Below are 13,384 nucleotides of genomic sequence, written 5' to 3' on the forward strand. Positions count from 1 at the left end.
TCAATAATGTTACGCAAGACACTAAGCGTCAGGATTCAGGGATGTGACAGAACGTGACGCCAGATCGTCACCTCAAAGCCCTCCCCCCGACACGCGGAGAGGGCCCGGCGGCAGCCGGGCCCTCTCCCTCCCACCCCGCACCCGCTCCCCCGTCAGCGCCCCGGGGACAGGCGCGCGGTGGACGACCGGACGATGAGTTCGGTGTCGAAGAGGATCTCCGCGGACAGGCCCACCCCGGTACGGATCTGCTCGGTCAGGAATTGCACCGCGGCAGAAGCCATGGCCGCGACGGGCTGGCGGGACGTCGTCAGCGGCGGATCGGTGGCGACCATGAAGAGCGAGTCGTCGAAGCCCACGACGGACAGCTCGGCCGGCACGCTCAAGCCCCGGCGGCGCGCACCGCGGATGGCGCCGAGGGCGAGGGCGTCGCTCGCGCAGACCATCGCCGTCACCCCGCGCGGGAGCAGCTGGGTGATCGCCGTGGCGCCACCCTCCATCGTGAAGAGCGCGTGGGCGACGAGCGGTCGCCACTCCTGGGCCGGGACCCCGCGCCGGGCGTTGAAGGCGGCGTAACCTGCGAGTTTACGGACCGACGGGACATGCCCGGAGGGGCCGACGATCATCCCGATCCGCTCGTGGCCGAGCGCCGACAGGTGCGCCAGCGCCTGCTCCGCGGCCCCGGCGTCGTCCACCGAGACCTGCGCGACGCCCGGGTTCTCGTCGGCCGGATTCACCAGGACGACGGGGATCGCGCGGCGGCGCAGCTCGCGGCCCTGGGCCTCGCCTATGTCCGTGTAGCTGGCGCCGACGAACACGATGCCGCCGACGTTCTGCCCGAGCAGCATGTCGACGTAGTGGGACTCCGAGACCCCGTCGGCCGTGCGCGTGCACAGCACGGGGACCAGGCCCTGGCCGTTGAGCAGTCCGGCGAGGGCTTCCGCCGCCGCGGAGAAGACGGGGTTCTGGAGGTCGGGCACCACCAGCCCGATCAGCTGGGCCCGCTCCTTGCGGAACTCCACCGGGCGCTCGAACCCGCACACGTCGACGGCCGTCAGGACCGCCTCGCGGGTGGCGGGCGCCACGTCCCTGTTGCCGTTCAGTACGCGACTCACCGTAGTCGTGCTGACGCCGGCCATCTCGGCCACCTGGGCTAGCCTCTGGGTGCTCACGCGACCAAGCTACCAGTCGGGTACGCAAAAACCAGTCCCTCATACGCAAAATTCTTGCAAGCGGAGTGCGGGGTATCGCCCGGCACCCGTCCAACGGCGCACCCGAGTCGCGGCAGGGCCCGGGGGATGGTCGGCTGGGCGGGTGACCGTGCGGCCGACCGGGGTGCGTGCGGCCGGGGCGAGGAGACACATCGTGGCCAAGGCCTATCTGGTGGGTGCCGGCATCGCTTCCCTGTCGGCGGCGGCGCTGCTGATCAGGGAAGGCGGTTTCGCGGGCTCGGACATCACGATCCTGGAGGCTCAGGGCCGCACCGGCGGAAGCCTCGACGCCGCGGGAGACCCCGAGAACGGCTACACCATGCGCGGCGGCCGGATGTTCGAGCTGCACTTCGAGTGCACGTACGACCTGCTGCGCTCCATCCCCTCGCTGGACGCCCCGGGCACTTCGGTCACCGAGGACACCTTCGCCTTCCACGAGGACTTCGCCTGGAACGACAAGGCCCGCCTGGTCGACTCCTCCGGCCTGCGGGTCGACACCCGCTCGATGGGGTTCTCCGAGCGCGACCGCCTGGACCTGGTCGCGTGCGTGGCCTCTCCCGAGTCACGGCTCGACGGCAAGCGGATCTCGGACTGCTTCACCCCCGCGTTCTTCACCACCAACTTCTGGTACATGTGGTGCACGACCTTCGCCTTCGAGCCCTGGCACTCGGCGATCGAGTTCCGGCGCTACCTCAACCGGTTCGTGCACCTCTTCAAGACCTTCGACACCATGTCGGGCATCTACCGCACCCGCTTCAACCAGTACGACTCGATCGTGCGCCCGCTGCAGAGCTGGCTGCGGAGCAACGGCGTCGTGTTCTCGATGAACACCACCGTGACCGACGTGGAGCTGGCCGACGGCGAGGGCACCACCGCCACCGCGCTCGCCTGTACGCGGGAGGGCGCGGCCGCGCGGATCCCCGTCGCCGCCGAGGACCTGGTGTTCGTCACCAACGGATCGATGACCGCGAACTCGACCCTGGGATCCACCGACACCCCCGCCGTATTGGACACCTCCGCGCCGGACGATTCGTGGCGCCTGTGGCAGACCCTGGCGGCCAAGCGCCCCCACCTGGGCGACCCTTCGGTGTTCGACTCCTCCGTCTCGGACTCCACCTGGGGCTCCTTCACCGTCACCACCCAGGACCCCACCTTCTTCAAGGCCATGGAGGAGTTCTCCGGCAGCGAGGCCGGCAAGGGCGGCCTGATCACCTTCAAGGACTCCGGCTGGCTGCTGACCATCGTCCTGAACCACCAGCCGCACTTCCACGAGCAGCCCGAGGGCACCTACGTCTGGTGGGGGTACGCCCTGTTCCCGGACAAGCCCGGCGACCACGTGGGCAAGACGATGGCCGAGTGCACGGGCCGCGAGATCCTCACCGAGGTCCTCGGACACCTGCGCCTCGAGCAGAGCGAGCAGATCCTGGAGTCCTCGGTCGTCGTTCCGGCGCTGATGCCGTACATCACCAGCCAGTTCCTGGTCCGCAAGGCCGGCGACCGGCCCGAGGTGGTCCCGGAGGGCTCCACCAACCTGGCCTTCATCGGCCAGTACGCCGAGGTCCCCGACGACGTGGTGTTCACCGTCGAGTACTCGGTGCGCACCGCGTGGACCGCGGTGGCCCGGCTGCTGCACCTGGACCGGCAGCCGCCGCCGGTCTACAAGGGCGGCCACGACCCCAAGGTGCTCCTCGAAGCCCTGCACACGATGCACCGCCGCTGAGACCGCACGGTCGCGCCCGCCCCGCCCCGTCGCCCCCGGCCCGTCGCCCCCGGCCCCGGTCCCCGGGCTGCGACACGGCGGGCGCGACCGGGTACCGTACGCCCCTCTACGACAGAGAGGTGCGGCCATCGTGACCCGAATCCCGGACGTGGGCGATGTGGTGGGCGATTTCTCGCTCCCCGGCGGCCTGCTCAGCGAGGACGTGTTCGTCCGCGGGCAGTACGCGCTCGGCGAGCAGCGCGGGAACCCGGTCGTTCTCGCCTTCTACCCCGGCGACAACACCCCCGTCTGCACGACGCAGCTGTGCTCCTACTCCGACGGGCTGGAGGCGCTCTCCGCGTGCGGCGCCCAGGTGTGGGGCATCAGCCCGCAGGGCGTCGACAGCCACGAGGACTTCGCCCGGGCCCGCGGCCTGCGGATCCCGCTGCTCGCCGACACGGACCGTGCGGTGGCCCGCGCCTTCGGCGTCGCCGCTCCCGTGATCGGTCTGCGGCGGGCCGTCTTCGTCATCGCGCCGGACGGCACCCTGCACTGGAAGCACGTCGGGACCCTGGGCCTGAGGTTCCCTTCCGCGGACACCATCGCGGAGCAGCTCGTCGGCGTCGCCACCGGCTGACGGGCCGGTGACGCGCCGGGTCCCCGGCCGTCCGGCGGGGCCGGACGAGCGGGGACCTCGGAGCCCGTGCTCAGTTGTTGGAACCCACCGTGTTGTTGAGGCCCGCGTTGAACACGTCGTCGGCGGCGAACTGGAGCCAGTCGCCGAAGACGATCGTGTACGACTTCTCGGACGGGGCGTTGACGGTCACATCGGCGGAGGCGGCGGAGGCGCAGCCGAGGACGATGAGACCGGCGGCGACCACGGAGAGCGCGGAGCGTACGGAACGCATGGATTCACCTTTCGAGGGGGGCTGTGAGCACCCTCGAACCTAAAGAGGCCCCGCCCGTCTGTCCCGTCACACCGCCGGGCAGGGCCGAGAGCCAACCGATCGGACGCACCGCGCCGGCCGCGGACGACCCGCGCCCACCGTGGACGAACGACACCCGTCACCGGTCGTCGATCACCGGTGGAGAGGTACTGGGCGGCCTCGGCCCAGGGGTTGGCCGAGGCCGCAGAGGCATTGCGGGATCCGAAAGCCGGACGGGACACCTGGCGTGACGTGAGGAGGAGAAACGTCACGCCGGTATCTGGTTCTAGGAGGGTGTGGGGACACCCTCCCTGGCATCTCGACGGATGACCGCGCCGCCATCAGTAAACATATATACCGTTGAGTAAGCAAGGGTATGAAAATATTCATGTGTAAGGGTGGTGTGAATATGACACCTCACCCCGGTTCGCCCTAGAGGAAGAAGCCGTGCTGGTCCGCGGCCTGCTCATAACTTTCGAGCCGGGCCTGCGTCCGCTCGGGGTCCGCGTCCGCCATCGCCTGGAGCAGCGCCGCGGACAGGACGCCCGGCGCCGAGTACGAGTCGAAGACCAGCCGCGAACCGGTACCGGCCGTCAGCGCCACATCGGCTTCCTCCACCAGCGGCCCCAGCGTGCGGTCCGTGATCAGCGCGATCCGCAGCCCCGCGCCGCGGGCCACCCGCAGCGCCGCCAGGGTCTCCTTGGCGTGCCGGGGCATCGCGAAGGCCAGGACCCAGCTCCCGCCCGCCGCCCGGGCCTGCAGCAGCGCGTCGGAGGCGACGCTGCCGCCGCCGGTCACCAGGCGCACGTCGGGGTGGATCCGGCGGGCCGCGTAGGCGAAGTACTCCGCCAGCGAGACGGAGATCCGCAGCCCGAGGACCGTCAGCGGCACCGACCGGGCCAGTTCCCGCCCGATGTCGAGCACCTGGTCGGTGTCGGCGAGCAGCTGCCGCACGGTGCGCAGGTTCTCGATCTCGGCGTCGACGGCCGCCTGCAGTTCGTTGCGCCGGGTCTGCTCGGGGCTGTCCGGGGCGCCGGCCACCGCGCTGAGCGCGATCGGCTGGAGCACGTCGCGCAGGGCCGGGTAGCCGCTGAAGCCGAGGGCCGAGGCGAAGCGGGTCACGGAGGGCTGGCTCACGCCGGCCCGTTCCGCGAGCTCGGTGATCGAGAGGAACGCCGCCTCGGTGAGGTGGTCGACGAGGTACTGGGCGATCCGGCGCTGGCCCGGTGAGAGCGGGTGCCCGTCGAACAGCGCCCGGACCCGGTCGGCCGGGGCCCGCTCGTGGTCGACCGGCTGCCCGCCCGGCGTGATCGCCGCCGCCTGTGCGCGCGCCTGCTGCCCCGATGACACCGGCGGACCTCCCTCTCGTGCCACTCCGTGATCCCAACATAGCTCACGGCATCCGGCTGACCAGCGCGCTTCCCCCTGTGGCCGGCCGCAGGGGGCGTCCTGGCCGGCCGCGGTGCGCACCGGTTCCGCCGCCTCCACCCGGAGTGACGGGGCGTCAGCAGTGCGGCACCGGCTGCCCCGTTGCGATCCGGTGCGGGGCCCGGCCGTCGAGGAGGAGTACCACGAGGGCTCGTACGGGCCCGCCCAGCGGGACGAACGCGCCGCCGTCGGCGACGGGTACGGCCCGCACCCCGTGGAGGGCGAGGCGGCTGCCGGTCGCGGCGTACTGGGCCGGGGTCAGCCGGTAGCCGCAGGGCGGATGGGCGAGGATCTCGCCCCCGGTCGCGGGAGCGTTGTCCGCGCCGCCCAGCAGGACCGGGCCCGCCGCGCTCCCCGCCGCCCGGCGGGCTCCGTCCGAGGCCGCCGCCAGGGGGCCCGTACGCGTGGAGACGTAGGCGAACAGGCCGCGCAGGGAGGCAAGTTGGGAGCCGACCCGGCGGCGGTGGTTGAGGGGCGGGTCGGCCCGCTCCGCGTCCCCGGCCGCGCCCGAGGGTGCTTCGATGCGGCTTTCGATCAGCAGCGCGACCGCGTGCTTGACGCCCGCCGTGTTGCGCAGGATCCGCTCCTGGCCGTCGCCCGCCGACTGCCCGAGCGGAGTGCCGGTGACGGCGTCGGTGCGGATGCCGTAGGTCCCGGTGGAGTGGCCGGCCGCGCGGGCCGCGCCGCGTACGTACGCGTCGGACAGGGCGCGGGACTGCGCGTACACCGCCGGGTCGGTGTTGAGGTTGCGCGGCCAGAGGTCGAAGAGGTCCTTGTCGTACGTCCCCGGTGTCGCCCGGTACTCGTGCAGGTCGTACACGAGGTGCGGCCGGTGGTCGCGCAGCACCGCGGCCACCGCTCGCGCCTCGGGCGAGGTCAGGGCCATGTGGTCGCGGTTGATGTCGGTGCCCCCGGCGTTGGTGCGGGTGCCGGCCGCCCGCCCGTCCGGGTTGGCGGTCGGGATCACGAGCAGCGTGGCGGTCTCCAGGAGGCGCCGGGCCGCCGTGTCCCGGGCGTGGGCGAGATCCCGTACGGTGCTCAGGCACGCCTCGCGCCCGGCCGGCTCGTCTCCGTGCTGGCTGCACACCAGCAGCACGGTGACGGGGCCCCGGCCCAGGCTCACCAGCCGCAGCGGACGGCCGCGCACGGTCCTGCCGATGGCCCGGACGGTGGCGCGCTCGCCGTGGCGGCCGACCGCGTCGAGCAGCTCCCGCTCCTGGGCCTCGCTGGTCCAGTGCGCTCCGTACGCGGCCTCGAAGCCGGTGCGGGGCGCCCCTTCGGCCGCGCGCACCGGGTCGGGGGCCAGGGCCACGGCCAGCACGGCCGCCAGTGTCGCGGCGAGTGCGGACAGGCCGCGCGCCGTCGTCTTCTCGATCACGCCCTGGTTGTAGCGGGCCCGGAGCCGCGGCGGCAGGGTTCCGCGCCCGAACTCACCCGGGTGGCCGGGTGAGTTCCTCCGGTACGGGACACCGCGCCGCTGCCGGCCGTGGGCCCCGGCCCGGCTACGGCTGTTCGGCCAGGCCCTCCGGGAGCCGGCCGGTGTGGAGCACCCCCAGGGTCTGGGTCGCGCGCGTCAGGGCCACGTAGAGGTCGCTCGGTTCGTGGTCGGCCGGTTCCACGACGATCACCGTGTCGAACTCCAGGCCCTTGGCCTGCCGCGGTGCGAGCAGGACCACCGGCCGGGTGAGGTCGGGCTCCTTCCCCGCCCGTACGCCGGGCAGCGCGGCCGCCAGTTCCCCGTGCAGCGCGCGCGGGGCGATCACCGCGAGGCGGCCCTCGGCCGGTGCACTCTCCCGTACCGCGTCGGCCACCGCCGCGGCCAGGTCTCCGGTCCGCTTCACCCAGGGCCGGCGCCCTGTGGAACGGACCGAGCTCGGCGGCTCGAAGCCGGGGTGACGGGCCCGGAGAACGGCTGCCGCCAGCTCCATGATCTCGGCGGGCGTACGGTAGTTGACGCCGAGGCGCACCAGCTCCCAGCGGTCCTCCACGTAGGGCGCCAGGATCTGCTGCCAGGAACCGCAGCCGGCTTCGTCGCCGGTCTGGGCCGGGTCGCCCACCAGCGTCATCGAACGGGTCGGGCAGCGCCGCATGAGCAGGCGCCAGGCCATGGCGGACAGTTCCTGCGCCTCGTCCACGATGACGTGCCCGAAGGCCCAGGTGCGGTCGGCGGCGGCCCGCTCGGCCGCACTGCGGTGGTCGGCCTCCTCCTGGCGCTCCGCCATCCGCTCGGCGTCGATGATGTCGTGGGCCGCGAGGAACTCGTTCTCCGTGTCCTCGAACTCGTACGACTCCGACCCGGCCGACAGGTCCAGGACGCCCTGCGCGTACGCGACGCGCTCGAGGCGCTCGCGCTCCTCTGCGGCGCGCCGCGCGGTGTCGTCGACTCCGAGCAGCTCGGCGGCCTCGTCGAGCAGCGGGACGTCGGCCGGGGTCCAGTCCGCCTCGCCCGTCGTCGTACGCCGGATCAGCGCGGCCTCCCGCTCGGGGAGGTGGGTGGGCTCGGCGAGGTAGTCGGCGATCAGCTGCCGGGGGGTGAGCGGGGGCCACAGCGTGTCGATGGCGGCGTGCACCTCGGCGCTGGTCGCGATCTCCTTGCCCAGCTGGGCGATGTCGTCGGGGCCGAGGAGGTTGGGGCCGCCGTAGGGGTCGGCGCCGAGCCGGTCGGCGAGCTGTTCGGTGAGCGCGTCGATGATCCGGAAGGCGAAGTACGGGCGGGCCAGGTTGTGCGGCAGTCCGGTGGCGCGGGCCCGGTCCCGGGCCTCGTGGGCCATGGTCCGGTCGAGCAGCAGCGTCCCGTAGTCGTCGTGGTCGATCTCCAGGGCCGGTTCGGGGACCAGGTCGGCGTCCTCGCCGCTGCCCGGGGGCACGGTCTCCGGCAGCGCCTGCCGGTCGCTCACGACGCGGGCGAGGATGCCGGCCATCTCGGCGCGCCCCTTGACGGCGGCGGCGCCGGGGCGGTCCACGGCGCTCGCGCGCACACCGGGGAACAGCTCGCCCGGGGTGGCGAGCAGCACGCCGGTCTCGCCGAGGGCCGGGAGGACCTCGCCGATGTAGCCGAGGAAGGCCGGGTTCGGCCCGACGATCAGTACACCGCGTTTGGCGAGCAGCTCGCGGTGCGCGTAGAGCAGGTAGGCGGCCCGGTGCAGGGCCACGGCGGTCTTGCCGGTGCCCGGGCCGCCCTCCACCACCAGGATTCCGCGGTGGGTGGAGCGGATGATGCGGTCCTGCTCGGCCTGGATGGTCTGGACGATGTCGTGCATCCGGCCGGTCCGGGCGGCGTCGAGCGCGGAGAGCAGCACGGCGTCCGCGTCGGCCGCCTCGTGGCCGGTGCGCTCGGTGTCGGCGAGGTCGAGGATCTCGTCGTGCAGGGCCGTGACCTCGCGGCCCCGGGTGGTGATGTGGCGGCGCCGGCGCAGTCCCATGGGGGAATACCCGGTCGCGAGATAGAACGGTCGTGCGACGTCGGCGCGCCAATCGAGGACGAGAGGGGTGCGCTCCCTGTCGTCCTGCCTGATTCCGATGCGGCCGATGTGGTGGTCCGAGCCGTCGGAGAACTCCAGCCGGCCGAAACACAGACCGCTTTCGCCGGAGTTCAGAGCGGAAAGCAGACCGGACTGTTCAGCGACCACGACATCCCGTTCCAGCCGTGCCTGGAACCCGCTGCCGGCCTCGCCGAGCGCACCCTGCACGGCGCGTTCGGCGTGCTCCCGCAGGTCGTCGAGGCGCGCGTAGAGGGACGTGATGAATTGCTGCTCATTCCGGAATTCTTCGGTTGACAATTCCACTCCTGACGCGATACGGTGTCCTCATAAGCTTTTTCACATCTCAGCTCTGCCTTGATGTGAAACATCAAATATACGCAGACAAACACTCCGGCCGTCAATCGGTACGGGGTGTTTTTGTGTGCCGGCGATGCGCTGCCAGGCGATATCCGAACGATATTACTCGGTACGCAGCATGCGGACCTTCTGGTCGACCAGGTCGTAGCGCGCGACCGCCACGGCGAGCCGGCCGGCGGCTATCCTGCCGGCCAGATCCGGCTCCGCGGCCAGCAGGCCCCGGGTCCGGCGCGCGTGGGCGTCGATGGTGGCGGCGACCCGGGCCTCGCCGTGCCGGCCGTGGTCGATGGAGGGCCGGATCTGCTCGGCCAGATACTGGATGTGGGCGGGCAGTTCGGTACCGGTCTCGTCGGCGTGGACCGCGGCGCCGACGGCCCCGCACGACTGGTGGGCGAGGACCAGGACCAGGGGGACGTCGAGCTCCAGGACCCCGTACGCGATGCTGCCGAGCACCGCCTCGTCCAGCACCTCGCCCGCCGCGCGCACGGTCAGCAGATCACCGAGCCCCTGGTCGAAGACGAGCTCGGGCGGCACCCGGGAGTCCACGCAGCCCAGCACGATCGCGAAGGGGTGCTGCTCCCGCGCCACCTGGAGGCGTACGGAACGCGACTCGTGCGGGTGCTGCTGGCGGTACGCCGCCCAGCGCCGGTTGCCGGCCGCGAGCCGCCGCAGCGCCTCCTCCGGACTCCGCGGACGCGCCCCGTCCACCGCTTCGGCGGAGGCCTCGGAGGCGGAGGCCGGGAAGACGGAGCCGAGCCCGAGGACGGAGCCGACGGACCCGGCGGCCGCCGTGCCGGCCAGGGCGGTGCGCAGGAGGACGCGACGACTGGGTGAACTGGCGGAAGGCGCCTGGGTGTTCGAGGACATTCGGGGACGTTAACCCCGCTCGGCCCGCCGAGAACCCACCCCGGACGGAAATGGCGGGTTCCTCCCGGAGCCCGGCTCGATCGGGACGGCGGGGGCGAAGGTCCGCCGCCTTCGCCGTCCGTCCGTTCGTTCGTTCATTCGTTCATTCGTGGCAGGGCATCAGCCGTCCAGTGAGAGTGCGTTCTTGGCGTGCCCGAGGGATGCCTCGGAGGCGGGTCCACCGGGATTCTCGGTGGCCAGGGCCTGGTTGAGGGCGACGAAGGGGCGCATCCGCTGCTCGTAGCGGGCATACGCGGTCCGGTGGTCACCGTTGTCCCGGGCGAGGCAGTCGGCCAGTACGTGGGCGCCCACGAGGGCGAGGCTGGTGCCCTGCCCCGAGAGGGGGGAAGGGCAGTAGCCCGCGTCTCCCAGCAGAGTCACCCGGCCCTGCGACCACTGGTCCATGCGGATCTGGGCCATGGCGTCGCAGTAGAAGTCGGGCGCCTGCCGGGCGGCCCAGGCCAGGCGGGTCCCTTCCCAGCGCATCGACGCGAGCTTGTCGACGACGAGTTGGCGCAGGGCGGCGCCGTCGCGGAGGCCGTGGGCCAGGGGGGCGGATTCGAAGCCGAAGGCGATCCTGAGTTCGGTGTTGCCGCGCACGGGCATGATGCCGAAGCCCGCGTCGCCGTCCCGCAGCCACATCTGCCAGTCGTCCAGGCCCAGGAAGTTGTCCGCGCTGAACACCGAGAGGTAGCTGCCCAGATGATGGGCGTACCGCCCCTCCGGGCCGAAGGCCAGGCGCCGTACCGTGGAGTGGAGGCCGTCGGCCCCGACCACGAGGTCGAAGGCGCGGGACGGCCCGTGCGCGAAGTCGACGCGCACGCCGGTCTCGTCCTCGTCGAGCGCGGTGATGCTGTCGCCGAAGAGGTACTCGACGCCTGCGCGCGCGTGCTCGTGCACCATCCGTACCAGGTCCTCGCGCAGCACCTCGATGTCTTCGCTGTCGAGCCGACCGCTGCTGAACGTCGCCTCGGTGGAGCGGTCGACCTCGTGGCCGTCGGGGTCGAGGACCGACATGCCGCGCATCCGGGTCCGTACCCGGCTCGCCTGCTCCAGCAGGCCCATCCGCTCCACGACTTCGAGCGCGACCCCGCGGATGTCCACGGCCTGGCCTCCCGGGCGTTGACCCGGAGCGCGCTCGACGACGGTGGGTGCGAAGCCGTGGCGGCGCAGCCAGTAGGCGAGGACGGGGCCGGCGATGCCGCCACCGGAGATGAGTACGGTCTGCATGAGAGGCTCCTCTAGTGGTTCGTACGGTGTACGCGACCTGAACGTACGACGTACGCACAGCCTGCTCAACCGGCCTGTTCTGAGGCTTGTACTAGGGCAGTTCCCTTCCGTTCGACATTGTCACTGCTACCCTCTGCACTAGTACAGGACAGGAAGGCGGCAGGACGTGACGAAGACCACGGGCTCAGCCGGTGATCCGCCCTATCTGCGCATCGTCGCCGTGATCCGGCAACGCATCGCGGACGGTGAGCTCACCCCCGGGGACAAGGTTCCATCGACCCGGCAGATCGCCCGGGAATGGGGCGTCGCGCTCGCCACCGCCACCAAGGCTCTGACCACCCTGCGCCTGGCGGGGCTCGTCGAGGCCCGGCCCCGGATCGGCACGGTCGTCGCCGCAACCGCCGTCTCCGCGCCGGCCCGCAGGCGCCCGTCACCCGCCCCGGACACCGAGCAGGAGCTGAGCCTCGACCGGATCGTCCGTACCGCCATCGAGATCGCCGACACCGAAGGGCTCTCGGCCCTCTCCATGCGCGGCGTCGCGGCCCGGCTCGGCGTCGCGGCGATGTCGACCTACCGGTACGTCCTGAGCAAGGAAGACCTCGTCCTGCACATGGCCGACGCGGCGTTCGGCGAGGAGTCCTACCGCGGGGACGCACCCGCGGACTGGCGTACCCGCATCGAGCTCGGCGCCCGGACCCTGTGGAGCCTGTACCGGAAGCACCCGTGGCTGGCCCAGCTCGGCTCCCTCACGCGCCCGCTGCTCGTGCCCAATCTGATGGTCCACGGAGAGTGGGTACTGAGCGCACTCGACGGCCACGGCCTCGACCCCACGACGCTGTTCGACATCCACGTCCTGATCTACAGCCATGTCCAGGGCCTGGCGGTGCACCTGGAGATGGAGGCGCACGCCGAGGCCACCACGGGCCAGTCGGAGGACCAGTGGATGGACAGTCGCGCCCCCGCCCTGCGGGAACTGGTGGAATCCGGCCGCTTCCCGACCTTCACCAAGGTGGTCGGAGCCTTCGGGGACGGCTACGACCTGCGCCTCGACGCGCTGTTCGAATTCGGTCTCAAGGCACTCCTCGACGGCCTGACTTCCATCGTCGAAGGTCAGACAGTCGGGCCTCAGGCCTCCGGATCTCAGGCCGCCGTCGTGATGACGGCCGCCGGGCCGACCGTGCCCGGCCCGTAGCGGCGGTTGAGGGCGTCGATGACCGGTTCGGCACGCACCCGTGCTTCACGGACGGGATCGAAGGTCAGCTGCGTCGGCGCCTGCGCGCCGTCGACGGCCTGGGCCGTCAGCGCGATCCGGCGGATCCGGGCACGCTGCAGCCCGAAGCCGTCCAGAACCTCGTACACCACCCGGCGCACGTCATCGGTGTGAGCGGAAGCCATCGGCAGGGTCCGGGTCTTCGCCAGTTCGCTCCGGTCGGCCATGCGGACAGCCACGGTGACGGTACGCGCGGCCTGTCCGCGTGAGCGCAGGAGGGCCGCGAGCTCCGTGGTGAGCCGGAGCGCGGTGGCACGTACCCGCGGGCCGTCGAGGACATCGCTGGGGAAGTCGGCCCGAAGGCTGACCGACACCGGCTCCCGCGCGGGGGCGACGGTACGGCGGTCGATTCCCCGCGCCTGCTCCAGCAGGGCCTGCCCGGGCCTGCCGAGGACCCGTGCCGCCGTGACGGCGGGCAGATCCGCCAACTGCCCGATGGTGTCGACCCCGAGCGTCCGGAGCTGCGCCGCCGCCGTGCGCTGGATCCCGTAGAGGTCCTCGATGGGGAGCGGCCCGAGGAACGAGCCGATCTCGGACGGCATGACCAGCAGCAGCCCTCTTCCCCCGGCGCGGGCGGACGCCATGGCCGCCACCGACCACGACGGGCCGACCCCCACCGACATGTCGAGCCCGTGCAGCGCGAAGACCTGGAGGCGGAGCCTGTTCGCCAGACCCACGGGGTCCACGGCGAACAGCCGAAGAGCGCCGGACATCTGCGCGATCGCGGCCGAAGGCGGCAGCGCTTGGGCAACCGGGGTGAACCGGCCGAGTACCTCCATCAGCTCGGGCAGCCCGCGGCCCCCGTCCCGACGGTGGAGCCGGATGTGGAAGAACACCGGTTGCTTCGTGCCCGCCACCTCCTCTGACCGATCGCTCTG

Annotated in this window: 11 protein-coding genes; 3 read left to right on the plus strand and 8 right to left on the minus strand. The window is 72.0% G+C overall.

The genetic code is table 11. The features are described 5' to 3' along the window. Positions 1-152 precede the first annotated feature (152 nt). The gene (locus tag ACODT5_RS17820) at positions 153-1,169 is read right to left on the minus strand and encodes a LacI family DNA-binding transcriptional regulator (protein WP_422520288.1); all 1,017 of its coding nucleotides are present in this window, start codon (positions 1,167-1,169) and stop codon (positions 153-155) included. A gap of 193 nt (positions 1,170-1,362) precedes the next feature. Here ACODT5_RS17820 and ACODT5_RS17825 point away from each other — a divergent pair, with 193 nt between their 5' ends. Beyond that, positions 1,363-2,928, plus strand: coding sequence for an oleate hydratase (locus ACODT5_RS17825; RefSeq protein ID WP_422520289.1), 1,566 nt, complete (start codon positions 1,363-1,365; stop codon positions 2,926-2,928). A gap of 130 nt (positions 2,929-3,058) precedes the next feature. After that, positions 3,059-3,544, plus strand: coding sequence for a peroxiredoxin (locus ACODT5_RS17830; RefSeq protein WP_422520290.1), 486 nt, complete (start codon positions 3,059-3,061; stop codon positions 3,542-3,544). Between the two features lie 70 nt (positions 3,545-3,614). Here the strand turns inward: ACODT5_RS17830 and ACODT5_RS17835 are convergent, their stop codons facing one another. The 6 genes from ACODT5_RS17835 to ACODT5_RS17860 form a co-directional block, all read right to left on the minus strand. Beyond that, on the minus strand, positions 3,615-3,815 hold the full coding sequence (locus tag ACODT5_RS17835; RefSeq protein WP_383941088.1) for a hypothetical protein: 201 nt from the start codon (positions 3,813-3,815) through the stop codon (positions 3,615-3,617). Positions 3,816-4,265: 450 nt separating this feature from the next. Continuing rightward, on the minus strand, positions 4,266-5,183 hold the full coding sequence (locus ACODT5_RS17840; protein WP_422520291.1) for a MurR/RpiR family transcriptional regulator: 918 nt from the start codon (positions 5,181-5,183) through the stop codon (positions 4,266-4,268). 154 nt (positions 5,184-5,337) lie between these two features. Next, positions 5,338-6,639, minus strand: a complete 1,302-nt coding sequence (locus ACODT5_RS17845) for a M14 family metallopeptidase (RefSeq protein WP_422520292.1) — start codon at positions 6,637-6,639, stop codon at positions 5,338-5,340. Positions 6,640-6,763: 124 nt separating this feature from the next. Further along, positions 6,764-9,040, minus strand: a complete 2,277-nt coding sequence (locus tag ACODT5_RS17850) for a HelD family protein (RefSeq protein ID WP_422520293.1) — start codon at positions 9,038-9,040, stop codon at positions 6,764-6,766. Between the two features lie 162 nt (positions 9,041-9,202). Next, the gene (locus ACODT5_RS17855) at positions 9,203-9,967 is read right to left on the minus strand and encodes a carbonic anhydrase (RefSeq protein ID WP_422520294.1); all 765 of its coding nucleotides are present in this window, start codon (positions 9,965-9,967) and stop codon (positions 9,203-9,205) included. A 159-nt stretch (positions 9,968-10,126) separates the two neighbouring features. Next, the gene (locus ACODT5_RS17860; RefSeq protein WP_422520295.1) at positions 10,127-11,236 is read right to left on the minus strand and encodes an FAD-dependent monooxygenase; all 1,110 of its coding nucleotides are present in this window, start codon (positions 11,234-11,236) and stop codon (positions 10,127-10,129) included. A 166-nt stretch (positions 11,237-11,402) separates the two neighbouring features. Between ACODT5_RS17860 and ACODT5_RS17865 the strand changes: the two genes are divergently transcribed. After that, complete coding sequence (locus tag ACODT5_RS17865; RefSeq protein WP_422520296.1) at positions 11,403-12,428, plus strand: TetR/AcrR family transcriptional regulator C-terminal domain-containing protein; 1,026 nt, start codon at positions 11,403-11,405, stop codon at positions 12,426-12,428. On the opposite strand, the gene ACODT5_RS17870 is transcribed toward ACODT5_RS17865, so the two are convergent. Further along, positions 12,377-13,363, minus strand: coding sequence for a DinB/UmuC family translesion DNA polymerase (locus ACODT5_RS17870; protein WP_422520297.1), 987 nt, complete (start codon positions 13,361-13,363; stop codon positions 12,377-12,379). The two genes, ACODT5_RS17865 and ACODT5_RS17870, sit on opposite strands and share 52 nt — an antisense overlap. Positions 13,364-13,384 lie beyond the last annotated feature (21 nt).

The organism is Streptomyces tatrensis (genome assembly GCF_049310065.1).
Classification (GTDB): domain Bacteria; phylum Actinomycetota; class Actinomycetes; order Streptomycetales; family Streptomycetaceae; genus Streptomyces.

Coding starts and splice junctions, on each gene's coding strand:
- ACODT5_RS17860 (WP_422520295.1), bottom strand. CDS start 11,236: ATGCAGACCGTACTCATCTCCGGTGGCGGCATCGCCGGCCCCGTCCTC.
- ACODT5_RS17835 (WP_383941088.1), bottom strand. CDS start 3,815: ATGCGTTCCGTACGCTCCGCGCTCTCCGTGGTCGCCGCCGGTCTCATC.
- ACODT5_RS17855 (WP_422520294.1), bottom strand. CDS start 9,967: ATGTCCTCGAACACCCAGGCGCCTTCCGCCAGTTCACCCAGTCGTCGC.